Source organism: Rhodoferax sp. ZS1R8, assembly GCF_056521325.1.
The window spans coordinates 776854-801889 of the sequence record NZ_JBWMBA010000001.1 but is presented as its reverse complement, the minus strand read 5'-3'; the positions used below and the strand labels follow the sequence as shown (position 1 = coordinate 801889).

Here is a 25036-nt window from a genome sequence, read left to right as displayed (position 1 = left end):
TTCACCAAACTGCACCGAGGCGCCACCATGAGCACTGTCTACGATTTCGAAGCCCTTTCCATCAACGGCAAGCCTGTGACGCTGAAGCAGTACGAGGGCAAGCCCATGCTGATCGTCAATACGGCCAGTGCCTGCGGCTTCACGCCGCAATTCGCTGGTCTGGAAGAGCTGCACAAGACGTATGCCAGCAAGGGTCTGGTGGTACTGGGCTTTCCGTGCAACCAGTTTGGTGCCCAGGACAAAGGCAGCAACGGCGAGATCGCCGAGTTTTGCCAGATGAATTACGGTGTGAGCTTTCCGATGATGGCCAAGATCGACGTCAACGGTGGCGACGCCCATCCACTGTACAAGTGGCTGTGCGCGGAGGCGCCCGGTCTGTTGGGCACCAAGGCCATCAAATGGAACTTCACGAAGTTTCTGGTCGGCAAGGACGGCGCGGTGCTCAAGCGCTACGCGCCAACGGATACGCCCAAGAGCATGGCAGATGATATTGAGGCGGCGTTGGCTGCGTGAGCCCCGTCAAACCGGCCCAGCCCCCGCCTGCCGCAAAAAGTCCGCCAGCGTCTTGCCCACCTCGTCCTTGAAACTCGCCTCTTGCACCTGCAGAGCGTCCATGCGGTCCAGCCGGAAGCTGCGAAAGGCCTTGCGTGTTTCGCACCAGGCGGCCAGGGTCCAGACCTTGCCCCAGAAAAAACAGCCCAGCGGGCGAACACTGCGTTGGCTGCTCTGGCCGGCGACGTCGCGGTAATCCATGACCACGGTGCGGCGCAGCTGCACGGCCTCGCGCAGTGTCTGCAGGGTTTGCTGGATGCCCGGCTCCACGTTGAAGCTGGGCGCATACAGCGCCAGGCTTTCAGCCGCGGCCCGGGTTTGGCGCGGCAGTATGGAAAGGATCTTGCCCAGCGCTTGCTCCGCATCGCGGGCCAGCGCTGGGTCCAGCCAGGCCTGGGCCAGACGGGTGGCAGCGACCAGGGCGCGGGCCTCGCCTTCACTGAACATCAGCGGCGGCAACTCAAAGCCGGCGCCCAGCCGGTAGCCGACACCGGCCTCGCCGTCTATGGGCACACCCTGGTGCTGCAGGTCGGCTACATCGCGGTAGACCGTGCGTTCGGATACCTCCAGCCGCTCCGCCAGAAAGGCGGCCGTGGTCAGGCGCCGGCCGCGGATCAGCTGGACGATATGGAAGAGTCGGTCGGCTCGGCGCATGGGTCTTCATGCATTTTATGCCGCCAGGCCTCACGCAGTGCGCGTAAGCAGCTATTAAAAATGTAGCGATTTTGTATCCACCGCCATCGCCTGCGCGATCAGTCGCATGTCGTGGTCGCTGATGGCAAACAGCCCAAAGCGAAACTTGTAGCCCCAGCGCTGGCGGTCTTCGACAAACTCAAAGGCATCCAGCAAAGGGACGATGGGCGCTTCCCGAGATTCGGCATACGCCACATCCCGGCGGTTGGGCACAAAGCCGCCGCCCATGTCAAAGGGGTAGGGCGCACCGGCCTGCACCAGCCCTATGGACACAAAGTGCTGCAACGTGTCTTTGCCGCCCATGGTGATGGTCGGCGAATAGTAGGCGACGCGGTCACCCGGGCACACGCGGCGAATAGGCGCAAGTTTGCCGTGGCAGACCTGCATGTAGCCCCCTTCGCGCCCGCGGCGGGCGTGGGCGGCACTGGCAACGGCTATCCAATTCTTGGTTGGCATGGTTCGGACTCCTTATGTGAAATGGGTTGAATCCCGGATGTTGCGCCAGGGCTGCTGACAACGCGGTGTCAGTAGAAGCACCAGTCCCAATCGCTTTCCACGGCGTGCATGCCCATGGGATACTGGCATTTGTGAACGACGCTCCGAACTCATCCTCCACCGGGGAGGGCCCTTGGAAAATGGCCCTGGAAGGCTCGGGCGTGGGAGTATGGGACTGGAACCTGGCTACCGGTGCCCAGACCCATTCCCGCCACTGGGAAGAAATGCTCGGCTACGCTGCTGGCGACCTCACCAACGGCTACCGTGATTTTGAAAGCCTGGTGCACCCCGATGACATCGCCGTAGTCCGGGCCGCGGCCACTGCTTATTTGGACGGGCAAACCCCGGATTACGCGGTGGATCTGCGCATGCGTTGCAAGGACGGCAGCTGGAAATGGATCCTGGCCCGTGGGATGGTCGTTGAGCGTGACCTGATCGGCTCACCGCTGCGCATGATTGGCACCCACACTGACATCTCCGAGCGCAAGCAGACCGAGGAGGAGCTTCAGGCGTTGAATGCCGAGCTGCTGGAGAACACCCAGTTGCTGCAGACCACACTGACCAGCATCAGCCAGGGCATTTTGCTGTTTGACGCCAACCACCGGGTGCGCAAATTCAATCCGCGCGTGTGTGAGCTGCTGGACCTGCCAGCCGCCGTGCTGGCGGCCCGGCCCACCGAGCAGGAGCTGGTGCACTTTCAGCTGCAGCGCGGAGATTTCGGTTCCGAGGCGGAATTGGTAGAGGTCAGCGCCCGGGCTACGTTACTCAACGCCCAGACCGATCCGACCGATACGCTGCCCACACACTACCTGCGCCAGACGCCGACCGGGCGCACGCTGGAAGTGCGCACGCAATTTTTGACGAATGGCGGAAAGGTGCGCACCTTTGCCGACGTCAGTGCCTACGTGCAGGTCGAGGCCGACCGCAAGCGCCTGAACCAGTTGCTGGATGCCACGCAGACCATCGCCCGTGTTGGCGGCTGGGAGCGCGACTTTGTGACCGGCTCGGTCTACTGGACCGAAGGCGTGTACCGCATCCTGGAGGTTTCACCGAACGAATTCACACCGGGGGACCTGCAGTCCACACAGCGTTTTTTTACGCCCCAAGCGCGTGAAATGATTCGGCCTGTTCAGCCGCCCAGCGACGCGGCCGCCGAGACCACCCATGACCTTGAACTGGAGATGATCACCTGGACCGGGCGCCACATCTGGATACGCTTCAAGGGCACGACCAGTTGGGACAAGGGACGCCCGTTGAAGCGAACCTCGGTGCTGCAGGACATCACCGATATCCGCCTGGCCGAGAAAGTGGCGCGTGAGAGCGAAGAGCGCTGGAAGCTGGCGCTGGACAGCATTGGCGACGGCGTGTGGGACTGGCACGTCCAGGCGGGTACCGAGTTTTTCTCCAAACGCCTGCTGCAGATGTTCGGCTACGGCGGGGACGACCTGAACAGCCGGCCCGAAGAGTTTGACGACCGCACCCACCCCGAAGATGTGGAGCAGCTGCTGCAGGCACGCAAAGAACATTTCGAAGGCCGCACCCCCAGCTACCAGAGCGAGCGCCGCATCCTGTGCAAAGACGGCAATTGGAAGTGGGTGCTGAGCCGCGGCATGGTCATCAGTCGCGATGCCAATGGCCAGCCGCTGCGCATGATCGGCACCTTCACCGACATATCCAGCCGCAAGGAGGCCGAGGCGCTGATACGCCAGCAAGCCTACTACGACACGCTGACCGGTCTGCCCAACCGGCGCATGCTGCGCGACCGGCTGGAGCAGGAGATCAGGCGCAGCAAGCGCGACCAGCAGGGGCTGGCCATCTTGTTCATCGACCTGGACCACTTCAAAGAGGTCAACGACACGCTGGGCCATGACCGGGGCGACCTGCTGCTGGTGGAGGCCGGGCGGCGCATACAAGCTTGCGTGCGCGCGTCTGACACTGTGGCCCGTATGGGCGGCGATGAGTTCACGGTGATACTGGGCGAGCTGCCCAGCACCAGCCATCTGGAGGGCATCTTGCAGAAGATGCTGCGCGCGCTGGGCGATGTGTTTCAGCTCGGTACCGAGCAGGTGTTCGTGTCGGCCAGCATCGGCATCACGATGTACCCCAACGATGCCACCGAGATCGAAGATCTGCTGAAGAACGCAGACCAGGCCCTGTACGTGGCCAAGGGTGCGGGGCGCAACCGGTTCAGTTTCTTCACCCCTGCGCTGCAAGAAGCCGCGTTGACCCGCGTGCGCCTGGCCAGTGACCTGCGCACCGCGCTGCACGAGCAGCAGTTCCATGTGGTCTACCAGCCCATCGTTGCGCTGGCTACCGGCGCCATCCACAAGGCCGAGGCGTTGATTCGCTGGCAACACCCGGTGCGCGGCCTGATCAGCCCTGCAGCCTTCATACCGATTGCTGAGTCCAGTGGCTTGATTGTTGAGATTGGCGACTGGGTGTTCCAGCAAGCGGTGCGGCAGGTGCAGCTGTGGCGCCAGACGCTGCAGCCCGATTTCCAGATCAGCGTCAACAAATCGCCAGTGCAGTTCCACCACAGCGGCTCGGGTAAAACGCCATGGTCTGTGCAACTGGACCGCATGGGCATGCCGGGCGACAGCATTGCTGTGGAGATCACCGAAGGCCTGCTGCTGGACACCACCGTAGGTGTTGCCGACACGTTGCTGGCCATGCAAGCGGCAGGCATAGGCGTGTCGTTGGACGACTTCGGCACCGGCTATTCGTCGCTGTCGTATTTGCAGAAGTTTGATATCGATTTCGTCAAGATCGACCAATCTTTCGTGCGCCACCTGACGGCCAACTCCACAGACCTGGCCCTGTGCCGTGCCATCGTCGTCATGGCCCACGCGTTGGACATGAAGGTGATCGCCGAGGGTGTGGAAACCGTGCAGCAGCGGGATCTGCTGGCCGAGGCCGGTTGCGACTATGCCCAGGGCTATCTGTATGCCCAGCCCATGAGCGCTGCGGCGTTTGATGCCTTTATGGCCGACTACAACTGAGCGTCAGGCGTTCGTTGCGATTCACGGGTGCGCGTCCCAGTAGCACGGTGGTCTTAACCATCGACTTCACGCTGGCGCGCCCAAGCCTTGAAGTTTGCGCAGTGCATCATCCAACACCTCTACCCAATGCCGCACCGGCGTCTGGGTGCCGCTTTGCAGGTGGGTGATGCAGCCGATATTGGCTGAGACTATGACTTCACTCCCGAGGGCCGCCAGGTGGCCCAGCTTGCGGTCGCGTAGCGGGTAGGCCAGCTCGGGTTGCAGCACGCTATAGGTGCCGGCCGAGCCGCAGCACAGGTGGGCCTCGTTCATTGCGGTGCGGATGTTGAAACCCAGCGCGCCCAGGTGCTGCTCGATACCGCCCTTGAGCTTTTGGCCGTGCTGCAGCGTGCAGGGCGGGTGCAGGGCTAGCGTGGGGGCATGGTTGCGGATGTGCTCAGCCAGCGCCGGTGCGTTGGTCTGTAGCGCTTCGACCATGGGGGGCAATAGCTCGCTGAGGTCGCGCGTCAACGCGCTGATGCGCTGGGCCTTGGCGGCGTAGACCGGGTCGTCGTGCAGGATGTGGCCGTATTCCTTGACGGTGACGCCGCAGCCCGAGGCATTCATCACGATAGCCTCTACGCCGCCATCCTGCACATAGGGCCACCAGGCGTCGATGTTGGCGCGCATTTCCGCCTTGCCCCCATTCTGGTCGTTGAGGTGGAATTTGACAGCGCCGCAGCAACCGGCCTTGGGCGCCACCAGCGTCTGGACGCCCGCCGCATCCAGCACGCGGGCCGTGGCGCTGTTGATGTTGGGCGCCATGGATGGCTGCACGCAGCCGGCCAGCACCAGCACCTTGCGGGCATGCGTGCGGCTGGGCCACGGGCCGGCATCCTGCTTGTGGGGCACCTTGGCTTTGAGGGCCGCAGGCAGCAGCGGACGTACCAGTTGGCCCAGCGCCATGGCCGGTCCAAACAGCGGGGAGGGAATGCCTTCTTTCAAGGCCCAGCGCACGGCCTTTTCGGAGGCGGGGCGTTCGACCTTGGCGTCGACCAGCTTGCGGCCAATGTCCAGCAGGTGGCCGTAGTCGACGCCGCTGGGGCACGTGGTTTCGCAGTTGCGGCAGGTCAGGCAGCGGTCCAGGTGCAGTTGGGTGGCGCGGGTGGGCTCCTGGCCTTCCAGCACCTGCTTCATCAGGTAGATACGGCCACGCGGGCCGTCCAGTTCGTCGCCCAGCAGCTGGTAGGTGGGGCAGGTGGCGGTACAGAAACCGCAGTGCACGCACTTGCGCAAAATGGCTTCAGCGGCCACACCGTCGGCGGTGTGAGCGTATTCGGGGGCGAGCTGGGTTTGCATGGGTGGTGTCCGTGGCCTTGTGCGGGCGTTACCAGGCGGCGAACAGACGCTGCGGGTTGAAAATGCCCTTAGGGTCCAGGGCCTGCTTCAGGCGCTGCTGGATCGCCATTTGCGCCGAATCTTGTATGGCAAACGGGGCTGTAGCCCTCGTGGAACGTGCGTAAGGCGCTACGAAAAGCGTAGCACTTCCGCCATGATCTTGCGCCAAGGCTTGCAGCTGCGCCTGCGCATCCAGCGGCGCCCACAGCCAGCGCAGGCCACCATGCCATTCCACCAGTTGCGGCCAGGGCAGAGAGGTGAATGCGGGCGCAGTCTGCGGCACGCTGAGGCGCCACAGTGCCAGCGCAGTGTCGGCAGGGCGGTGGAAGAAGGGCAATTGCTGGTCGCGGCACAGTGCCCAGTCGCCCTGGGCCTGCGCGTTGTCGATGCGCTGACCGGTCTGCTCGGCCAGCATCTTGTGGCAAGCCGCCTCCACCGCGGCCGCGGCGCCGCGCAGGCGCACAAACAGCAGGTCCTGTCCTGCGGGGGCGGCCGTGCCGTCGTGCACCCAGCAGCTTGCATTCAGTGGCAGTGGCTGGCCGCCCCAACGGTGCAGGCACTCCAGGGCGGAGGGCTGGTCCAGCGCAAACACCAGCGTGGCCTCGGCCGGTGCCACGGGCAGCACCTTCAGCGACACCTGCGTGATCAGCCCCAGCGTACCCATGCTGCCCACCATCATGCGCGAAACGTCGTAGCCCGCCACGTTCTTCATGACCTGGCCGCCAAATACGAGGTGCTCGCCCGCACCGTTGACCATATGCAGGCCCAGCACGTATTCGCGCACCGCACCGACGCTGGCGCGGGCCGGGCCGCTCAGGCCAGCGGCCACCATGCCGCCGATGGTCGCCGCGTCCCCTTCGGCGGGGCCGCAATAGGGGAGACGCTCGCCCAAAGACTGGGCGTGGGTCGCTGTGGGCCAACTGAAATGCGGCGGCTCGAACGCCAGGCATTGGCCGCGTTCTGCCAGCACGGCCTCCAGCTCGACCAGCGGCGTGCCGGCGGCCACGGTCACCACCAGTTCAGACGGCTCATAGCTGAGGATGCCGTTCAGGCCCCGGGTGTCCAGTGGCTCGCCTTGCAGTCCTCCGTGGCCATAAAAATCCTTGCTGCCACCGCCCCGGATGCGCACGGCCGTGCCGTCGGCCGCGGCGGCGCAGATACGGTCGGTGAGGGTGCTGAGCGCCTGGGCTGGGGGTCCGGTTTGCATGCAATGCATGGTAGCGGCGGCTCGAGCGGGTAGCGTGAATTTTTTGAAAGCCGGGGCACCGAAAATTTATGGGTGCGCCACCAGACAGTCGGCCCGCCCGCGAGTGCCTAGAGTAAACCGTTCTAGAGGACTTTTCCCTCACAGCACCAGCGAGGACACCATATGCAAGTATTAGTGAATACCGACGACCATATCCACGGAAGCGAATCTTTGGCCCAGTGGGTGCAGGACGAAGTCAACACCCGACTGGCCCGCCTGCGGGGCCAGATTACACGCCTGGAAGTCTTTTTAAGCGACCTGGACGGTGGCAAGTCCGGCGTCAACGACAAGCGTTGCCGCCTGGAGGCCCGCGTGGCCGGACGCCCGCCCGTTTCGGTGACGGCCGATGCCGACAGAATGGCTGGCGCATTTATCGATGCAGTGGACAAGCTGGTGCGCCTGATCGATACCGAACTGGGCCGCGTCAGGGACCGCCACGGCCGCGACACCATACGCACGGCGCAAGTGGAGGAGTAGGGCCCCCACGCTCCCCGGGTCCTAGTCCGCGAAAAAGTTGACTGGCAGGCCGGGCACGTCCACGCGCGCGGAGAACACGCAGCCCGATTGCGGAAACGCTGCCAGCTCGGCCGCGCTGCGCTTGTAGCGTGCCGTGGTCACGTACAGCGTGCGGCCGTCTTCGCCGCCCAGGCAGGGCATCGTGGGGCACATCGCAGGCACCGGGTATTCGGCCAACAGGCTGCCATCGGGCGCAAACTTGCAGATGCGCTGGCCTTCGAACATGGCCGCGTAGTAGTTGCCTTCGACATCCACCGCGGCACCGTCGGGTCGGCCCTGGTAGGCGGGCAGACCATTCGCGCGTGGCGCATCCCAAATCCAGTCATCCGGTTTGGCCGGTAACTGCTGGAAGACGCGGTGCGCGCTGAGCGTATTGGCTTGCACATCAAAATCCCAGGCGTGGACGATGTGGTTGGGCGTATCAGACCAGTAGGCGGTGCGGCCATCGGGGCTCCAGCCCAGGCCATTGCCGGTCAGCGCATCGCCGGCATGCTGCTGCACATTCGGCGTGCGGCCACCACGGCAGTCGATGGAGTACAGCGCGCCGGCGCGGCTGGCCTTGGGCTCATCAATGGTGCCCACCCAGAAGCGCCCCAGCGCATCGCATTTGCCATCGTTGGCGCGCACTGCTGCCGTGTCATAAGGCAGTGTGGCAATCCGCTCCAGCTCGCCGCGCCATTCACGGGCGCGGAATACGCCGTCGCGCCGGGCAATGACCAGGCCACCGCTGCTTGCGGGTGCGATGCAACCCGGCTCGGACGGCATGTCCCAGCTGTCGACCGTGCCCATGTAGACATTGGCGCGGCACACCTTTTTGCCGGGGATATCGACCCAGTACAGCGTCTGCTCGTGTGGATGCCAAAACGGGGATTCGCCGAGCAAAAAACCTTCGGGGCTAATGGTCTGCCAATCCAGTGCAGGTGTTGCCGTTGTTGTTGCCGTCATCATGCATGCTCCACTTCAATGCGCATCGCGCAGGAAAAAGTCTCGCCCGGTTGCAGCACACGAATGCCCAGTTCATCCGCGCTGGCCCCAGTCTGGGCCATGCGGTTGACGGCATCGTTGACGTGGCTGACTGGTTCGATAGCAATGCTGTCGCTTGTGGGCGTGCAGTAGACCACCAGGCGACTCAGGCTGGAGCGCACCCGCGCTGTCAACACGCTGTCTTGCAGCAGCACGGTGCCGGCCCAGCCGTCAAAGCAATGGTCCACATCCAGCGTGGCGCAGGCCGTGTCCAGCCCGGCGCTAGCCGCGCGGTGGGTGGGCAACTTGTCGTCGCCCATCTCCCAGCGGCCGGTGGCTTCGAACTGCACGCGGCTGCCGGGCCGCTTGACGAAGAAGGGGTGCCAGCCCAGGCCCACGGGCACCGCCGTGGCGGACTGGTTGGTGATGCCCAACGACAGCTCCAGCGCATGGGCTTCGAGTTTGAACGCCTGCGAGCTGTCGAAGTCAAACGGCCACGATGCATCGGCCTTGTGTTCGTAGGACAGCAGCGCAAAGCTGTCGTTCGCATCCAGCACGGTCCAGGGCCGCTCCCAGCCCACACCATGGATGGCATGCGGGTCTGGCGTCCAGTTTTTGACCAGCGGATGGTCCGTGCCTTGCCAATGCAGCGTGGCCTGGTTGACGCGGTTCGAAAAAGGCACCAGCGGGTAACTGCCTGCCTGGCGTACCGAGTGCAAATCGTGCAGGGGTGTGGAGCGCAGCACAGGAATGCCATGCAGCCAAAGACCGGCGATGCAGCCACCGAGTTCGGGCTTGAGGTCGCACTGCAGATCGCCGCAGCGCAGGGTGAGAGGGGTTTGCATGCTGCAAATTGTGCACCCTGGCCGTCCAAAAAAAAGGCCCCTGGGAACCAGATGGTTACCAAGGGCCTTGTTTGTTCTGCGTGCCACCCACCCAGCGTAGAGGCTGGTCGCCGCCGGGCCGCCCCAAGGCGACCAGGGTGGGGGCGACAGACTAGCGGCTGTAAGCAGTCTCGCCGTGCGACGTAATGTCCAGACCTTCGCGTTCGTCTTCTTCGCTGACACGCAGACCAATGGTCTTGTCGACGATGAAGTACGCAACGATGGACACGATGCCAGACCACAGTACGGTCACGCCCACGGCCTTGGCCTGGATCCAGACCTGGGCAGCGATGGAGTATTCGGCCGGTGTCACCATCGTGGCGGTAACCCAGTCACCCATGGCGCTAGGACCGCCCAGTGATGGCGATGCGAACACGCCGGTCAACAACGCACCCAAGATGCCGCAGACACCGTGCACGCCGAACACGTCCAGCGAGTCATCGGCACCCAGCAGCTTCTTCAGACCGGTCACGCCCCACAGGCCGGCAAACCCAGCCAGCAGGCCGATGGCCAGGCCACCGCCGATGCCGACGTTGCCGGCTGCTGGCGTGATGGCGACCAAGCCCGCCACCGCGCCGGACGCAGCGCCCAGCATCGAAGCCTTGCCCTTGTGCATGGCTTCACCGAGGGACCAGGTCAGCACCGCAGCTGCAGTAGCAACCAGTGTGTTGACGAAGGCCAGCGCTGCAAAGCCGTTGGCTTCGAGTGCGGAACCGGCGTTGAAGCCGAACCAGCCCACCCACAAGAGCGCGGCACCGACCATGGTCAATGTCAGGCTGTGCGGTGCCATGGCTTCTTTGCCGTAACCAATGCGCTTGCCGATGAAGAAGGCACCGACCAAGCCTGCAACAGCAGCGTTGATGTGCACCACGGTGCCGCCGGCGAAGTCCAGCGCGCCCCACTGCCAGATCATGCCGGCTGTGGCGTTGACCTTGTCAACCACTTCCTTGGCGGTGTACGCATCGGGACCTGCCCAGAACCAGACCATGTGGGCCATGGGTACGTAGCTGAATGTGAACCACAAGACCATGAAGGCCAGCACCGCAGAGAACTTGATACGTTCGGCAAACGAACCGACGATCAGTGCGCAGGTGATGCCGGCGAACGTCGCCTGGAAGGCTGCGAACACGATCTCCGGGATGTAAACACCCTTGCTGAACGTAGCCGCGTTGGCGAAGGTGCCAGCGACGTTGTCCCAGATGCCCTTCATGAACAGGCGGTCCAAGCCTCCAACAAACTGGTTGCCTTCAGTGAATGCCAGGCTGTATCCATAAATGAACCACAGCACAACGATCAACGAGAACGTGACCATGACCTGCATCAGCACGGACAACATGTTCTTGCTGCGGACCAGGCCGCCGTAGAACAGGGCAAGGCCGGGCACGGTCATCAGGATGACCAGCAAGGTGGAGACCATCATCCAGGCGGTGTCGCCCTTGTTGGGAACCGGTGCAGGTGCAGCCGATGCCGCGGCGGCGGGCGCTGGTGCAGCAGCAGCCGATGCTGCAGCCGCAGGGGCTTCAGCCGGTTTGGCTTCTGGTGCGGCGGCCGACGCGCTGGCCACAGGGGCTGACGCGGGAGCTTCTGTCTGTGCCAGTGCAGCCGAACCGGCTGTCAACAGGCCCCAGCCCAGCGCGAGGGATACGAGAATCTTTTTCATAGTGCCTCTTTTCCAGTTTCACCAGTGCGGATGCGGACGACCTGCTCCAGGTCATAGACAAAAATCTTGCCGTCACCGATCTTGCCGGTACGGGCTGCGCCTTCGATGGCTTCGATGACGCGCTCAACCAAGGCGTCGTCGATGGCGGCTTCGATCTTCACCTTGGGCAAAAAGTCGACCACATATTCCGCACCGCGGTACAGCTCGGTGTGGCCCTTTTGGCGGCCGAAGCCCTTGACTTCGGTGACTGTGATGCCCTGCACGCCCATGCCAGACAGGGCTTCGCGCACCTCGTCAAGCTTGAACGGTTTAATGATCGCCGTTACGAGTTTCATACTATTTCCTTGGAAGGTGGACTGGATCAGAAGGTGTATTTCAGGCCGACGGTGATGCCGTTCTTGCCCAGGTTGTCGAAGCCCGCAACCTTGTAGAACGAATCCTTGGCATCGGTGGTGATGGCAGCGAGAGAGGCAGTCAAGCCATTGCCGAAGTCCTTGCCCAGCGTCAGCGAGTAATCGGTGTAGTCACCGGCGCTTCCTGCCTGGTTGGGGATGGTCTGGCGGCCGACGTGCGGTGTCAGCGAGAAGCCATTACCCAGATCAAAGGCTGCGGCCAATTCGAAATAGGCGCTGCCCGAGCTGTTGGGGTTGGCAATGAAGTTGCCCGTGCTTTGGCTGTATTTGGCGGTGAGGATGCTGTAGGTCAGCGCTGCATAGATCTCGGTGGTGTTGGCGTTGACCAGTACGCGGTCAGCCGTGTTGTTGGGGTATTGGTAGGTGATGACGCCAACGTCGAACGTGAAGTCCTTGGCGATTTCGCCCTTGTAGCCGCCGTACAGGTCGACTTCCAGCGTGCCGTCGGTGGCGCCCACATAGTCCTTGATCCAGCTGACATTGGAACCCCAGGCACCCACATAGAAGCCGCTCTTGTGCGCGAAATCCACGCCGGCTTGCAGCGCGGGCTTGAACGAGGTTTGCGAGACGCTGCGGAAACGGTAGTCGCTGACCACGCCGACGTTGAAGCTCAAGCTGGACTCTGGCTCGGGCGCAGGAGCAGCGGTTTGGGCCATCACGGCAGTGCCGACCAAAGCAGTTGCAAGGGCGAGGATGGATTTGGTTTTAAAGCTCATGGGTACTCCTGGAGGGTTGCGGACGTACCCACTAAGCAGGATGCATGCCATTGCTTTTTCTTTGAGCAGGCCGTAAACAAGTGCACCGCATCGCCCGCACTGCGTTATGCTAGCTGTACGAATAAACAGGTATTCAGTGCCGCGGCGCACCCAATTGGGGACTATTCAAACCGGTGCGCACTATTTTGGGAGTGGGAGAAATGGGCTTATCTTTGGTGCAGAGTCGGGCTCTGCGGGGGCTGGACGCGGCCAAGGTCACGGTGGAGGTGCACCTGGCCAATGGACTGCCCAGCTTCACGCTGGTGGGCTTGGCTGATGTGGAAGTCAAGGAAGCCCGGGAGCGCGTGCGCTGTGCCATCCAGAATGCGGGCCTCACCTTCCCCCATAACCAACGCATCACTGTAAATTTGGCCCCAGCCGATCTACCCAAGGATTCGGGCCGGCTGGACCTGCCGATTGCGCTGGGCATTCTGGCGGCCAGCGGACAGATCGATGGTACCCAACTTGGGAAGTATGAATTTGCCGGTGAACTGTCGCTGACCGGGTCTTTGCAGCCGGTGCGCGGCGCACTCGCCATGGCCTTGGCCTTGCACACCGGCAAGGTCGCCACGCGCCTGGTGTTGCCGCCAGGCAATGCGGAAGAGGCAGCGCTGGTGCCCGGCTCTGAGGTCTACCGGGCGCGCCATTTGCTGGACGTGGTGCGTCAGTTTGTGCCCGCCGGTGCGGCGATGGATGCGCTGGCGGCCAACTACATTGCGCCGGCCGACGACGGCTGGGTGCGCATCGTCCCAGACCTGCTGCAGGCTCGAGTGGCCGACTGGCCCGACATGGCCGATGTCAAAGGCCAAGCCGGTGCCAAGCGTGCGCTGGAGATTGCGGCTGCGGGCGGCCACAGCGCGCTGCTGGTGGGGCCGCCGGGCTCTGGCAAGTCCATGTTGGCGCAGCGCTTTGCTGGCTTGCTGCCGCCGATGTCGTGTGACGAGGCGCTGCAAAGCGCCGCCATTGGCAGCCTGGGCGGCCGGTTTTCGATGGCAAACTGGGGCGTGCGGCCCACCTGCAGCCCGCACCATTCGGCCAGTGCCGTGGCCCTGGTCGGTGGGGGCTTGTGAATTCCAGTTAAATGCGCAACTCTCTACCTAATTTAGCTACTGCCGCGACGAATCTCTATTTCAAGTGGCTCCATGAGCTTTAGCGATAGCAGTCAAGCACAGAGGGCCCAAAATCACATCTGCCCGGGCAGAATCACCTTCTTGGGTGACTCTTCTACCGGTTAGCACATGACTTACTTTAGGCACAACTTCTGCGGAAAGGTGGAGAAACAATGAATGCAAGAGCAAACAAGCGCCGCATAATGCATCGCCTATACGGCAGGTTTTTGAGTTGCTATCCGCGCGACCTTGGCCCACTGACCGACAGGGATATAGAGGCGATTCGTAAGCTAGCCGCCAAGCACTTGCCTAAGGGCGAGTTGTTAGGAAGTAAGCAGCTGTTTGTGTGATGCAGGCTTGTTGCCTGGCCTGGCCGCCCTCCTGGTTATATCGGCCATCAATGTCTGGCGGCATAACTAGGCCCTCGGTCCGCTGAAAAACTCCCGATCGAATGCAATCAAACCTCCAAGGCCTCACCGCCTGAGGGTCTCGCAGTAGGGCTTCTTCACAAGCAAAGTTCACCACAATCGCCTATTATTTGCCAATTATTTCAAGCCAGTGCAATGAGCAATCTCCCACCCATTCCACCATCTGACGACGAAGTGCGTAGATCGGATCTCTTGGCCCTTTTGGACAAGTTTGATCCAAAGCGTCATGGTGGCGAGGCAATGGCATTTGCACCTGCAGGGCGAGAAGTCGGGAGCCGGGACTACGAGAAGCTAGCGATAAACCCGGGAGATTCAGAACCTCTGTGAAGCCAACCCGGCCAGATTCATAGGAATACGCAAAGTGCTTACCAAACCAGACGCACTCCGGTTATGGAGGCCGTGGTCCGCCGATGACGACACTAGGTGATTCTGATGCGCGGAGAAGTCACAAGCCTATCCGTTAAAGAAGACTTAGCAGCACAGCAGGGGAAGATCGCAAAGGCGACCTTGCTCTGGAAGAAATGAACCCCAGCAACTCCACGACATTTTGGCTCCAATTGCCTGGTGTGGGACGAAGCTGCTGAGGCTTACTTTTCATTCTAAACGCTGATCAATCGAAAAGTGAACCAAGAGTGCGGCTGTCAGGAATATACGGCGCTAACTGCGTATTCCGGAGCAATACAGCCACCGTTTCCAATTGAAACCAGCCACTCGTTCCACCCCAAACCATGCCACTCGTTTCACTAAAACCCGCCACTTGGGCGGGTTGACCAATTACTTGATCCAAGTATCGACCTGAAGTAGAGCCAAAGCACCCATAACCGCGAACATTGCCGCAGCGATCGAGTGCACAAGCTTCATAGGAATCCTTTTGGAGAAGCGGTCACCTACAAACACCGCAGGCACATCAGCGATCAGCATTCCAAGCGTGGTGCCAATCACAACCATCGCTGGACTCGGGAAGTGCGCTGCCATGGCGACCGTGGCAATCTGCGTCTTATCGCCCATCTCGGCGAGGAAGAAGGTCACAAACGTTGCTCCGAAGACTCCCAAGTGATTGGCGACTTGGGTCTCTTCATCTTCGATCTTGTCGGGGACCATGGTCCAAATCGCCATTCCGATGAACGAGAAGCCAACAATCCAACGCAGTGTCTCCGGGGCAAGTGTGGAGGTAATCCAAGCGCCCACCGCACCGGCCAGACCATGATTGACAACTGTCGCGCAAAAGATAGCGGCAATAATGGGCAGGGGTTTCTTGAACCGGGCTGCAAGCACGAAGGCAAGCAGTTGGGTCTTGTCGCCGATTTCTGCGAGAGCGACGACGCCCATTGAAGTCAGGAGAGCTTCCATTTTGTATTTCCCAGGCCAGGCAAAAACGATTGACCATAAGCCTCCCCGGCCAAACCGGAAGCCCATGGTCAAAGGTCTTGCTAAGTCAGAAAACCGCTTACACCATGATCGCAAGATCAAGTATGTTGACGTAAGCACCGTCAGTGAATGACGGCAAGCTACTCCCCAGTGACAGGCCTATTCTAACAACCGGTCCATTCAACTCTCAACCCTCGTGATATCGGCCAGAGTTTGCAGTGAGCATAGTGCACCAAGTTATCTGCTAGGTAGTGGTCCGACCCCGCCTAGCGAACAAACTCACCAATGCGATGCCGGCAAACGTGGCGCCACCCAAAAACGTTGTGGCCGCGCCATGGGTGTCCCACAGCCAACCGGCCACCCCACTGGCGAAAAGCATGGCCACCCCGCTTACAAGATTGAAAACCCCATAGGCTGTTCCGCGCAGGTCGGCGGGCGCGGTATTGGCAACCATTGTGGCCAGCAGGCCTTGGGTCATACCCATGTGGATGCCCCACAATGCAACGCCAGCCAGCATGGTTGCCCAATGGTTACCGCTAGCCAGCACCAAGTCGGCAGCTATCAGAACGACTAACCCTGCGGCCAATAGCGTTGAATGGCTCATCCGGTCTGAAAGCTTGCCAAAGGGATAGGCAGATGCAGCGTAAACCAGATTCATTGCGACCATCACCAAGGGGACCAACGCCATTGCCACGCCACTCTGTTGGGCGCGCAGCACAAGAAACGCTTCGCTGAACCTTGCCAGTGTGAACACAGCACCAATGGTCACCGCCCACCAATAGGATTTGTCCAGCCGCTTCAGGTTGGCGCGTCGGATGGGGTTGACTCGCAGCTCCCCGACATGGCGCTCAGGCTCGCGCACGCCGAACAGCAGCAATGCGACCGCCATGAGCCCAGGCACCACTGCCACCCAGAAAACAGCCCGGAAGTCGTTGGACCACAAGAGCATCAAGCCCACTGCAATCAGTGGACCAGTGAACGCCCCTACAGTATCCAATGACTGACGCAAGCCAAACGCAGCGCCTTGGACATGGGTGGGGGTGATGTCGGCAACCAGGGCGTCGCGCGGGGCGCCCCGAATTCCTTTGCCCACTCGGTCCAGCAGTCGGGCCGTCACAACCGTACCGGTCCCTGTTGCGATGGCAAACAAAGGCTTTGTCATCGCGCCCAAAGCATAGCCAAACACGGCCAACCCCTTGCGTTTGCCAAGGTAATCGCTCATTACGCCCGAAAACACTTTGACGATTAAAGCCGTTGACTCTGCTAGGCCCTCAATGATTCCGACTGTGAACGCGCTGGTCCCCAGCACGGTGACCATGAACATAGGCAGCAGGCTATGAACCATTTCTGAGGAAATATCCATCAGCATGCTCACAAAGCCCAAGACCCATACACCCGAGGGAATCTGGAGCAACACGGATTTGGATTCAGCTTCTGTCATATGGATCCGTTTCTCAGGCCGGCCGAATTGCCGCTGACTCGACATGAGTCGGCAAAGTCACATAGCACTCAGTGCAGATTGTCTTCCGCGGCATGTTCCTCTTCGGGCACAAATACCATCCCCGTCTTGGCGTTGAAATCCATCAGACCAGCGTACCGACCCCAAGCGATCATGGTCTGAAAGGTCTTTTCCGGGTTGTCATACGGCAGTGCACTGGCGATGTCTTTAATGATTCGGCCCGCATCAACCTCTTCATATTCCTTCAACAAAGCAATGATGATGTGGAACAAGCGCAACTTGAATACTTGCTCTGCAAAGATTTCGCGGCGCATGAGGCGATCGGCCGCAACGAACTTTCGGCCGAGGTCTGTTAGGCGAACATCCTGTTTCGGCGTGTCAATGAAATCCAGAATTTCGGCCGCTTTCAGGATGGCAATGGTCTCACCGAATTCTCTGCCAATTTCATCGGAGATGTCATAGATGTTTGCCAGATCAGGTGAGTCATGCAGGATGCTCATCAGGCCCAATATTTGCCCGACGGGCACCAGCGGTATGGACTCCATGCGTGAGCGACTACGAGAAATAGGTTGACCGGCAACGGGCACTTCCGCGGGCAGGTCCGGCAGCGTCATGGTTGTAATGGATTCGTGAATGATGCTGACTAAGCGCTGAAACTCGGGGTCTTTGCTGTCTCGCGGATAGGGTAGTGGGTTCTCAAGCACTAGGCCCAGCCGCCCCGGACTGGGAAACACTACGACAATGCGCGTCGCCATCTCGACCGCTTCCTCAATGTTATGGGTCACCATAAAAATCGAACTAAGCCCGCTGGCCGGTCCTCGCCATAGGCTGATGAGTTCCTGCCGCAGATTCTCTGCGGTTAGAACGTCCAACGCACTGAAGGCTTCATCTAGGCAGAGCAGTTTGGGCTGTGCGACCAAGGCGCGTGCAATGCCAACCCGTTGACGCATTCCACCGGACAACTCCCGCGGGTAGGCCGCGTGGTAATTCCCTAGTCCGATCAGATCAATGGCCCGATCGACAGCAGCATCCCGTTCGGCACGACTGACATGGCGAGACATCAGCCCGACCGCAACGTTTTGCTCTACGGTCAACCAGGGATACAAGGCGAAGGTTTGGAAGACTACCGACGCATCTGGATTGACGCCATTGAGCATCTTGCCGCTTGCCAGGGCGCGCCCCGATGTCGGTTCAATCAACCCCGTCAGGCATCGCAGAATGGTCGACTTCCCAGAGCCAGACTGGCCAAGCAAGGCTAGCAATTCACCGGGGTGAATTGCCAGATCAATATTGTCCAGCACCTTGAGTTCATGGCCACCGGCCGTGACAAAGGACTTGGTAACAGCGCAGAGCTCGGCAACGGCTGCTGAGTGCGAAGATAGATGGGTGTTCATAGCTAGTCCAATCGAAAACGACGTTCAGCAAAGGCATACAGTCGCCGCCAGATGAACTTGTTCATCAGCACGACAAATAGCGACATCACCGCAATGCTGGCAATGATGAGAGGGGTATCGCCCGTCTTGGTGACTTCGGCGATGTAGGCGCCCAGACCTTCCGCTTTGAGTGTGGTATTACCCCAGGTCGCCAATTCGGCAACGATGCTGGCGTTCCAGGCGCCTCCGGCAGCGGTACAGGCTCCAGTAACCCAGAACGGAAAGATTGCCGGAAGGATAAGGGTCCGCCACAGGTTCCAGTTACGCAGCCCGTAGATCCGTGACGCCTCCTTCAAGTCATTCGGAATCGCCATCGCACCGGCAATGACGTTAAACAGGATATACCACTGCGTGCCCATGGCAATCAGCAAAATGCTGCCCCAATTCATGCTGATGTGCCCTGCAACGAAAAGGCCTACAACGATGGGGAAGGTCATATTTACAGGGAAAGAGGCGCCTATCTGCGCCAAAGGTTGCGCAAATCTCGCCACACGCGGCTGGAAGCCAATCCAGACCCCGATGGGAGTCCAGATGAGCGTTGCCAGAACAGTCATTGCCAAGACGCGCAATAGGGTCAAAAAACCAAGCCAAACGATATTGCCCACGATAGAGAATGTGAGGGTGCCGTGTAGGGCCGCCACTGCGGCAATAAGTCCACTGAGAATTTCAAAGCCAAGCCAGATCGCGAGCAACACGCCCAGCGCACTCCACAACCAGTTTGTGCTCTTTAATTTTCGACCCTTGGCGCTAACTGTTCGACGGTAAAGCGCACGGGCGGTGTTGTCTTTGAGGGGCTGCCAAACTTGCAAGTTGAGCCAAGTAAACACATAGGAGCCTTGCAGCAAGTTGTAGACCCACGACGTTGCCGGTGTCGTGGATTCCGTGAGTTCGATCTTGAACTTGTCAGCCCAGGCCAGCAGCGGCCGCCACACCAGCTGGTCACTCACCACTATCAGCACCACCATGGCAACCACCGCCCACAACGCTGCCGAGTTGTCGCCACGTTCAATCGCGCCTGCCATGTAAGAGCCCAAGCCGGGTAGCTTGATATCCTTGTTCATCACGCTAATAGCCTCGCTTTGGGCGACAAAGAACCAGCCACCACCGAACGACATCATGGAGTTCCAGATCAGGCTGTGCGCTGAGGCGGGCAGTTCAACTGTCTTGAACCGCTGCCATGGGCTCAACCCGTAGGTGGACGCCGCCTCTTGCATGTCCGTGGGTATGGTGACCATGGAGTGGTAGAAGCCAAAGGCCATATTCCAGACCTGGCCCGTGAATATAGCGAATATGGCGGCACACTCGACACCCAGCAGACTACCCGGGAACAGTGCCATGAAGCCCGCAACGGTTGCAGACAAGAATCCAAGCACCGGTACCGACTGCAACACGTCCAAGGCTGGCAGGATGACTGCGCGCGCCTTTGTGCTTTTGGCCGCGATGTAGCCAGTGGCCACGGCAAAGAACAGCGAGAAGCTAAAGGCAATCCACATGCGCATCAGTGTTCGCCCGGCGTAGTACGGGATTTGGCTGGGTGAACTGTCAACCTCCGCCACGGTCGCTGGGTCAAAAGACACCAGCATTCCTTTGCCAAAGTGCAAGGCGCTCCAGAGAATGCCCAGCAGCGCCAGCATAACAAGGGCATCCACCCAGCCGAACCCGCGGCGCTCTTCCTTAATGATGAGTTGTGGCGCAATATTTTTCATGTGTAAGAGACTCAAAACTCTGTATGCAGCCGAACGGCACCGATGTTTACTGGGCCACGGTCGGCGTTGTACGCGGGGTTTTGGATATATTGCCAGTCGATGGAAATCCAGGCGGCTTTTGCGAGGTTGACGTTATAAAACGTCTCGACGATAAGTTCTGGCCGGTAGTTCAGACGGCCGTCACCGACGAAGAAACCAAGCCCCCCAGCAGACAAATAGTCCTGGTGTGGGTTGGATAGTCCATTGCGGGCAATTGCCAGACCGAAGGTATCTTGGCCTCGGCCCCAACCCTTGCCTTTAACCAGGACACCGCCCGACACCGAACGGTCTATTTCGGTGAATGCATAGGTCTCAGTACCGCCGTCTGCCCAACTTGCCCGTGCAAAAACACCGACATCGGCAGAAACTGCCTGTTCCAGATTGATGCCGAATCCGTATTTCACCTGGTCTCCCGTTCGCACCGCATTGAGATCTGGCGTGCCACCCGTTTGAGCGACAGCATTCGTGGCATCTTGAAACCGCGACATGCGGGTCAGATTGCGAAACGCCAGGAGACGGAGTTTTCCGGGCTTATCGCCTATCAGATGCGCACGCTCCACCTCAACTTGGTCGCCGTAATGCCTCAAGATGTCGGGATCAAGCTGTTGCTGGTTGGGCTCCTTGGGTTGAATGAAGCGACCGACGCGTACCGCCCAATCATCGTTGTACCACTCCAGGGCGGCGCCCCACGAGTACCCACGCGCGTCTGCCGCAAAATCGTACGCACCATGGGTCATCAATGACCAGTTCAGAAACTGGGTGCGGGGGTCATGGCTGTAGGCGTTCGTATCGAAGATGTCCATGACAGACATATTTCCCGCGGTCAGCACCCAGCGACGCTTATCCACCTTTCCTGCTAACTGGTTCATACCAGATTCAACGGCTTCTTGCTCACCGCCCATGTCCCAGGTGTGTCGCACGAACAGCCGTGCGTTGTAGAAAGTCAGGGTTGGGCCCGCCGTCCGCGCGATTTCGCCGTTCGTAAATCCCCCCAAGCCGGTTAAACCGGATAGTGGAGTTCCTTGTGCAGCCTCCGCATTGAAATAGAACTCCCCACCGGTCCAGGGTCGAAACCCGAGTGCTGCCGTGGCCGTAAACGAATAACTGGACTCAGCGTCGGTTGTCAGGCTGTTGGCACCGGAATAGGCGGCCCCGAATGGGCGCTTGCCCTGCCAGACGTAGGTCGATTGAAACTTCGCGTTCCAGCTCTCAGCTTCTGCTGGCTCGGCAAAGCAGTTGATGGGCATCATCGCCGCGACCAAAGCGGACAGACCCAGAAGGCGCGTCAGACGACGCGTAAAGATGTTGTGAAAACGCATGCTTGCTCCTCGGCCGCCGATTGAGTGCGGCGAGCCGAATCCGTGTCGTGTTTGGCAACACGAAGCTGATCAAAGAGGAAGGAGCCGAGGCAGCAGGTAATCTGCTGCGCCATGCCACTACCCGCCGTGTGGGCAGGGTAGCAGCGAAATATGACAGTCGCAGTTACCGTGCCGGTGTTCTGTCGATCCGAGATCGACTACTGGGACTGTCCATACAAAGGGCTCGGAAGTTGAGATGGAGCGGATTGTAAGTCAGCAAAACCCATTTGACAACATCCTCTCCGGGAGGATGGGATAATGATGCCATGACCACCCACACCACACATCCCGAAGTCATCAAACGCCTGAAACGCGCCCACGGTCACCTTAAAAGCATCATCACCATGCTTGAAGAGGGACGCGGCTGTTTGGAGGTTGCCCAGCAGTTACTGGCCGTTGAGAGTGCCGTTAGCAATGCCAAAAAGGCTTTGGTGCATGACCACATCGACCACTGCCTAGACCACGCGGTGCGCGAAGGTACCAAGAACGCGGACGAGACCATTCGCGAGTTCAAAGCGATTACCAAATACCTTTGAGCGCACCATGACTGAATTTACAACCTTACTTCAGCAGGGCAATGCCTGGCTGTACGTTCCCAGTGCAATCCTGCTAGGCGCCCTACACGGCCTGGAACCCGGCCATTCCAAGACAATGATGGCGGCGTTCATCGTGGCAGTACGGGGCACACTTGGTCAGGCTGTCTTGTTGGGCCTTGCGGCAACACTGTCACATACGGCAGTGGTGTGGGTTATCGCACTGGGCGGAATGTATTTTGGCCAGCAGTGGGACGCCGAGGCCAGCGAGCCATATTTGCAGGTCGCATCCGCCGTGCTGATGATTGGCGTCGCACTGTGGATGGTGTGGCGCACCTGGCGTCAACAAAGGACTTGTTTTCATGACCACAGTCATGATGCCGAACACCACCACGGTGAAAGCAAGTGGATTGATACAGGTCACGGGGCGGTTCGGCTTGACGTGTTCGAGGATGGCGTACGGCCATGCTTCCGCCTCTACCAGGAAAACAATCACCATCAAGCTTTTACAGTCGAGCAAGTGCGCGTGGAAACCGAACGCGCGGACGGAGCCAAACAGCCGTTCACGTTCGTGCAGCGCAGCGGCTTTTTGGAGTCCCTGCAAGAAATTCCAGAGCCACACGAATTTGTGGCCCGCTTGAGCTTGGGCCATGCGCAGCATAGCCACAACTATGACGTGAAGTTTGTTGAGCACGACGGCCATTCGCACCACGCAATCGAAGACCTTAACCGGCTGGAGGTCGCGGCACCGGGCTACCAGGATCCGCACGAATTGGCACATGCCAACGACATCCGCCACCGTTTTGCCAACCGGGAAGTAACGACCGGACAAATCATCATGTTTGGTTTGACTGGTGGTTTGATTCCCTGCCCGGCTTCAATCACTGTGTTGCTGCTTTGCCTGCAGCTCAAGAAGATAGCGTTGGGCGCGTCATTGGTGCTGAGCTTCAGTATTGGGTTGGCGCTGACCATGGTCGCATCCGGCGCGTTGGCCGCCTTGAGCGTAAAACATGCTTCTAAACGATGGGGCGGCTTCGGTGAATTCGCCCGCAAAGCACCATACCTTTCTAGTGCACTAATCCTACTTGTCGGCATCTACGTTGGTTCCCAAGGCCTGCGCGCATTTGTATAGTACCTTTTGCATTGATCGCTCTAGGAACCGCAATTCTGTATGCGGTAAAGATGACTGCCATACTTTTGGTGAGGACGATACTCGGATTCGCTGGGCCCTTCCCCGCTCGATATTCGGGCTCATCCAGTCATTCCTTCGTCGATTTACGTTTGCGTTGCTTTCACATCGACTCGCCCTTTAACTCCAGCCGTTGCGAGCCACTGACTAGACGATCAAGAATCGCATCGTCCACAGTTGGATTGCCGCCGCTCAGATAGTCATGCCAGCGGTCAACCCGGCAACTGATTTGTAATCAACGTTGAACGCGCGCCGCCTCGGGATTCGATAAACGGTCCATGACATCCCGCAAGTTGTGATGTCAAGCAACGGCAAGGGGGCGCCTGCGGCGCCCTGATAAAAAACTTCTTAAACACCGTGGCCAGGTTGGTTTCTTTGTCTGGAATGACTGGCCCAGTTTGAACCAGAATAGGTGGCCCAGCTTCTGCCGGAATGACTGGCTTACATTGCTCTGGAATTAGTTTCCAGATTCACAGGAATACGCAGCTAACGGTCAACGTCGGGTTTTAGCCTTGGCGCCCCCGTCCTCGCTAGCCTTTTTTCGCATGGCCATGTGAGAAGAAAAAAGCGAAAGCAACGACTACGCTACTAAAAAACAAGGATCGCCAAAGGTGTTCGTCAAGCATGGTTTGTCCTTTGTCCATGCAACTCAAAGCAACGGTATTGGAAATCTCAGCGGTGGCTCTTTTGATCAGAACGCCATGCCCAGGGTGCTACGGGGTCAACGTCAGCCCATAGGCCCAACCTGTTCAATTTCGCGGCTTCTTCAGCTGCGGAATAGGTCTGCCTGTCGGGCGCAGACTGTTCGCGCTGGTACTGTTTATAGTGCCAGGCCAACCCCGCCTGAACTTGTGACAGATTGGCGTCCTGACCGTTGACAAGGATCTTGCCCACTAATCGCCCGTATCGATCAATTTTCTTGCCTTCGACAACCACATGCTTGCTGTAAACAAGGTCTGACAAGTTCTGCTTTGATCGTTGCCCGAAAGGCATCTTCTTTTCTGGCGCGTCAATCCCGGCCAACCGGATGACATGCTGAATGTGGTCGGTATCAAGAACTTTGATGGTGTCACCATCCGTCACCGCTACGACTCTGCCTTGAATTACGCCTGCCAATGCAGCCGCCGGCATAAGCAGCATTAGCACGCACAGCGTCGAAGGCAGGAGCATCCCGCGATCCGAGTCTTGCCGTGGCCTGCGAAAACGGTTCATCATGACCGTTGGGGCAAATAGGCTCATATTCATGGGTCTTGAACGCTTCCCTATCCCTATTCCCGGCAGAGCACTAGCATGCTCTACACGAAGTAAAGTGGTCAGTAGCCCCCGTTTACTATGTTCAGACAGCGCGGGCCGCAGCGACCTTGTCTGCAAGCAGGGCCCTTGCTAGGCTACGGGTGCCGGCCTCCTCTAAGGTCATGGATCCCTCAATGACAGCCTCCGAGTCGGCTAGGTACGCATCGCTTGGGACATGGCCTTCAATTCGCGATGAAGCAAGCGATTGCTCATGAGCCCAGCGGCGCTCGATTTTCGCAAGGTCCTCCTCAAGCGCAAATCCCTTTGACTTTTTTGGTTTCATGGCAACCCCAACCTTTCACACTCCAGCATAGTAGCTAATAATTTCTGCGCCAAAGAGTGCCACCCCTGATCCACGCTAGCAAGCATTCGTGGAGCGCGTGATGGGGTTCCTCAACTAGCGACCTTTTCGCGTCTGTACTACAACGCTACCGGCGAGTGTCTTGGTAACCGGCGCAGAGGTCGGGCGTTCAAGCGCACGGGCTGCGGCATGATCAGTTTTTGTGCCCGTTTGCGCTGATGTGCCGGCTTGCCGCAATGCCGACCCAGCCAATGTCTTTTGAATGGC

At 59.7% G+C, this 25036-nt stretch carries 21 protein-coding genes, 1 pseudogene and 1 riboswitch; of the genes and pseudogenes, 6 read left to right on the top strand and 16 right to left on the bottom strand.

Features of this window, described 5'->3' with window-relative positions; genetic code table 11:
- The first annotated feature begins 27 nt into the window (after nt 1-27).
- Nucleotides 28-513, top strand: coding sequence for a glutathione peroxidase (locus tag AC097P_RS03750; RefSeq protein WP_479609014.1), 486 nt, complete (start codon nt 28-30; stop codon nt 511-513).
- Between the two features lie 6 nt (nt 514-519).
- Here AC097P_RS03750 and AC097P_RS03745 read toward each other — a convergent pair whose 3' ends face one another.
- Together AC097P_RS03745 and AC097P_RS03740 are read right to left on the bottom strand one after the other, a co-directional pair.
- Nucleotides 520-1206, bottom strand: coding sequence for a helix-turn-helix transcriptional regulator (locus tag AC097P_RS03745; RefSeq protein ID WP_479609013.1), 687 nt, complete (start codon nt 1204-1206; stop codon nt 520-522).
- A 54-nt stretch (nt 1207-1260) separates the two neighbouring features.
- On the bottom strand, nt 1261-1701 hold the full coding sequence (locus AC097P_RS03740) for an EVE domain-containing protein (RefSeq protein WP_479609012.1): 441 nt from the start codon (nt 1699-1701) through the stop codon (nt 1261-1263).
- Between the two features lie 131 nt (nt 1702-1832).
- On the opposite strand from AC097P_RS03740, the gene AC097P_RS03735 reads away from it, so the two are divergent.
- On the top strand, nt 1833-4739 hold the full coding sequence (locus AC097P_RS03735) for an EAL domain-containing protein (RefSeq protein ID WP_479609011.1): 2907 nt from the start codon (nt 1833-1835) through the stop codon (nt 4737-4739).
- 66 nt (nt 4740-4805) lie between these two features.
- On the opposite strand, the gene glcF is transcribed toward AC097P_RS03735, so the two are convergent.
- Nucleotides 4806-6077, bottom strand: a complete 1272-nt coding sequence (gene glcF / locus AC097P_RS03730; protein ID WP_479609010.1) for a glycolate oxidase subunit GlcF — start codon at nt 6075-6077, stop codon at nt 4806-4808.
- A 28-nt stretch (nt 6078-6105) separates the two neighbouring features.
- A complete protein-coding gene (glcE, locus tag AC097P_RS03725; RefSeq protein ID WP_479609009.1) occupies nt 6106-7323 on the bottom strand; it encodes a glycolate oxidase subunit GlcE in 1218 nt (405 codons plus the stop codon).
- Nucleotides 7324-7485: 162 nt separating this feature from the next.
- Between glcE and AC097P_RS03720 the strand changes: the two genes are divergently transcribed.
- Nucleotides 7486-7839: an HPF/RaiA family ribosome-associated protein gene (locus tag AC097P_RS03720; protein ID WP_479609008.1), complete on the top strand. Its 354-nt coding sequence runs from the start codon at nt 7486-7488 to the stop codon at nt 7837-7839.
- Nucleotides 7840-7860: 21 nt separating this feature from the next.
- Here the strand turns inward: AC097P_RS03720 and AC097P_RS03715 are convergent, their stop codons facing one another.
- The 5 genes from AC097P_RS03715 to AC097P_RS03695 form a co-directional block, all read right to left on the bottom strand.
- The gene (locus AC097P_RS03715) at nt 7861-8823 is read right to left on the bottom strand and encodes an SMP-30/gluconolactonase/LRE family protein (RefSeq protein ID WP_479609007.1); all 963 of its coding nucleotides are present in this window, start codon (nt 8821-8823) and stop codon (nt 7861-7863) included.
- Nucleotides 8823-9686, bottom strand: coding sequence for an aldose 1-epimerase (locus tag AC097P_RS03710; RefSeq protein WP_479609006.1), 864 nt, complete (start codon nt 9684-9686; stop codon nt 8823-8825). The genes AC097P_RS03715 and AC097P_RS03710 overlap by 1 nt, the downstream gene beginning before the upstream one ends.
- A 151-nt stretch (nt 9687-9837) precedes the next feature.
- Nucleotides 9838-11385: an ammonium transporter gene (locus tag AC097P_RS03705; RefSeq protein WP_479609005.1), complete on the bottom strand. Its 1548-nt coding sequence runs from the start codon at nt 11383-11385 to the stop codon at nt 9838-9840.
- The gene (glnK, locus tag AC097P_RS03700) at nt 11382-11720 is read right to left on the bottom strand and encodes a P-II family nitrogen regulator (protein ID WP_295777008.1); all 339 of its coding nucleotides are present in this window, start codon (nt 11718-11720) and stop codon (nt 11382-11384) included. Before glnK ends, AC097P_RS03705 begins: the two co-directional genes overlap by 4 nt.
- A 26-nt stretch (nt 11721-11746) precedes the next feature.
- Complete coding sequence (locus tag AC097P_RS03695; RefSeq protein WP_479609004.1) at nt 11747-12514, bottom strand: TorF family putative porin; 768 nt, start codon at nt 12512-12514, stop codon at nt 11747-11749.
- A gap of 200 nt (nt 12515-12714) precedes the next feature.
- Here AC097P_RS03695 and AC097P_RS03690 point away from each other — a divergent pair.
- A pseudogene (locus AC097P_RS03690) lies at nt 12715-13617 on the top strand (YifB family Mg chelatase-like AAA ATPase); the annotation flags it as partial.
- A 1247-nt stretch (nt 13618-14864) separates the two neighbouring features.
- Here AC097P_RS03690 and AC097P_RS03685 read toward each other — a convergent pair.
- The 5 genes from AC097P_RS03685 to AC097P_RS03665 form a co-directional block, all read right to left on the bottom strand.
- A complete protein-coding gene (locus AC097P_RS03685; protein WP_479609003.1) occupies nt 14865-15440 on the bottom strand; it encodes a TMEM165/GDT1 family protein in 576 nt (191 codons plus the stop codon).
- Nucleotides 15441-15445: 5 nt separating this feature from the next.
- Nucleotides 15446-15619, bottom strand: a riboswitch (yybP-ykoY riboswitch).
- An 83-nt stretch (nt 15620-15702) separates the two neighbouring features.
- Nucleotides 15703-16899 (bottom strand): MFS transporter, encoded by a 1197-nt coding sequence (locus tag AC097P_RS03680; RefSeq protein WP_479609002.1) that lies wholly within the window; start codon nt 16897-16899, stop codon nt 15703-15705.
- A 68-nt stretch (nt 16900-16967) separates the two neighbouring features.
- Nucleotides 16968-18311, bottom strand: a complete 1344-nt coding sequence (locus tag AC097P_RS03675) for an ABC transporter ATP-binding protein (protein WP_479609001.1) — start codon at nt 18309-18311, stop codon at nt 16968-16970.
- A gap of 2 nt (nt 18312-18313) precedes the next feature.
- A complete protein-coding gene (locus AC097P_RS03670) occupies nt 18314-20056 on the bottom strand; it encodes an ABC transporter permease (RefSeq protein ID WP_479609000.1) in 1743 nt (580 codons plus the stop codon).
- 11 nt (nt 20057-20067) lie between these two features.
- Nucleotides 20068-21414, bottom strand: coding sequence for a carbohydrate porin (locus AC097P_RS03665; protein ID WP_479608999.1), 1347 nt, complete (start codon nt 21412-21414; stop codon nt 20068-20070).
- Between the two features lie 305 nt (nt 21415-21719).
- Between AC097P_RS03665 and AC097P_RS03660 the strand changes: the two genes are divergently transcribed.
- Both AC097P_RS03660 and AC097P_RS03655 read left to right on the top strand, forming a co-directional pair.
- Nucleotides 21720-21989: a metal-sensing transcriptional repressor gene (locus AC097P_RS03660; protein ID WP_479608998.1), complete on the top strand. Its 270-nt coding sequence runs from the start codon at nt 21720-21722 to the stop codon at nt 21987-21989.
- A 7-nt stretch (nt 21990-21996) separates the two neighbouring features.
- Nucleotides 21997-23118 (top strand): nickel/cobalt efflux protein RcnA, encoded by a 1122-nt coding sequence (locus tag AC097P_RS03655; protein ID WP_479608997.1) that lies wholly within the window; start codon nt 21997-21999, stop codon nt 23116-23118.
- A 729-nt stretch (nt 23119-23847) separates the two neighbouring features.
- On the opposite strand, the gene AC097P_RS03650 is transcribed toward AC097P_RS03655, so the two are convergent.
- Together AC097P_RS03650 and AC097P_RS03645 are read right to left on the bottom strand one after the other, a co-directional pair.
- Nucleotides 23848-24414, bottom strand: coding sequence for a thermonuclease family protein (locus tag AC097P_RS03650; RefSeq protein WP_479608996.1), 567 nt, complete (start codon nt 24412-24414; stop codon nt 23848-23850).
- Between the two features lie 97 nt (nt 24415-24511).
- On the bottom strand, nt 24512-24751 hold the full coding sequence (locus AC097P_RS03645) for an antitoxin VbhA family protein (RefSeq protein WP_479608995.1): 240 nt from the start codon (nt 24749-24751) through the stop codon (nt 24512-24514).
- Nucleotides 24752-25036 lie beyond the last annotated feature (285 nt).

Excerpts from the sequence above, each read along its gene's own strand:
- AC097P_RS03660 (WP_479608998.1), top strand. The coding sequence starts at position 21,720 with ATGACCACCCACACCACACATCCCGAAGTCATCAAACGCCTGAAACGC.
- glcE (WP_479609009.1), bottom strand. The coding sequence starts at position 7,323 with ATGCAAACCGGACCCCCAGCCCAGGCGCTCAGCACCCTCACCGACCGT.
- AC097P_RS03710 (WP_479609006.1), bottom strand. The coding sequence starts at position 9,686 with ATGCAAACCCCTCTCACCCTGCGCTGCGGCGATCTGCAGTGCGACCTC.
- AC097P_RS03680 (WP_479609002.1), bottom strand. The coding sequence starts at position 16,899 with ATGACAGAAGCTGAATCCAAATCCGTGTTGCTCCAGATTCCCTCGGGT.
- AC097P_RS03715 (WP_479609007.1), bottom strand. The coding sequence starts at position 8,823 with ATGACGGCAACAACAACGGCAACACCTGCACTGGATTGGCAGACCATT.
- AC097P_RS03720 (WP_479609008.1), top strand. The coding sequence starts at position 7,486 with ATGCAAGTATTAGTGAATACCGACGACCATATCCACGGAAGCGAATCT.
- AC097P_RS03655 (WP_479608997.1), top strand. The coding sequence starts at position 21,997 with ATGACTGAATTTACAACCTTACTTCAGCAGGGCAATGCCTGGCTGTAC.
- AC097P_RS03740 (WP_479609012.1), bottom strand. The coding sequence starts at position 1,701 with ATGCCAACCAAGAATTGGATAGCCGTTGCCAGTGCCGCCCACGCCCGC.
- glnK (WP_295777008.1), bottom strand. The coding sequence starts at position 11,720 with ATGAAACTCGTAACGGCGATCATTAAACCGTTCAAGCTTGACGAGGTG.
- AC097P_RS03685 (WP_479609003.1), bottom strand. The coding sequence starts at position 15,440 with ATGGAAGCTCTCCTGACTTCAATGGGCGTCGTCGCTCTCGCAGAAATC.
- AC097P_RS03665 (WP_479608999.1), bottom strand. The coding sequence starts at position 21,414 with ATGCGTTTTCACAACATCTTTACGCGTCGTCTGACGCGCCTTCTGGGT.
- AC097P_RS03695 (WP_479609004.1), bottom strand. The coding sequence starts at position 12,514 with ATGAGCTTTAAAACCAAATCCATCCTCGCCCTTGCAACTGCTTTGGTC.
- AC097P_RS03645 (WP_479608995.1), bottom strand. The coding sequence starts at position 24,751 with ATGAAACCAAAAAAGTCAAAGGGATTTGCGCTTGAGGAGGACCTTGCG.
- AC097P_RS03650 (WP_479608996.1), bottom strand. The coding sequence starts at position 24,414 with ATGAGCCTATTTGCCCCAACGGTCATGATGAACCGTTTTCGCAGGCCA.
- glcF (WP_479609010.1), bottom strand. The coding sequence starts at position 6,077 with ATGCAAACCCAGCTCGCCCCCGAATACGCTCACACCGCCGACGGTGTG.
- AC097P_RS03670 (WP_479609000.1), bottom strand. The coding sequence starts at position 20,056 with ATGAAAAATATTGCGCCACAACTCATCATTAAGGAAGAGCGCCGCGGG.
- AC097P_RS03675 (WP_479609001.1), bottom strand. The coding sequence starts at position 18,311 with ATGAACACCCATCTATCTTCGCACTCAGCAGCCGTTGCCGAGCTCTGC.
- AC097P_RS03745 (WP_479609013.1), bottom strand. The coding sequence starts at position 1,206 with ATGCGCCGAGCCGACCGACTCTTCCATATCGTCCAGCTGATCCGCGGC.
- AC097P_RS03705 (WP_479609005.1), bottom strand. The coding sequence starts at position 11,385 with ATGAAAAAGATTCTCGTATCCCTCGCGCTGGGCTGGGGCCTGTTGACA.
- AC097P_RS03750 (WP_479609014.1), top strand. The coding sequence starts at position 28 with ATGAGCACTGTCTACGATTTCGAAGCCCTTTCCATCAACGGCAAGCCT.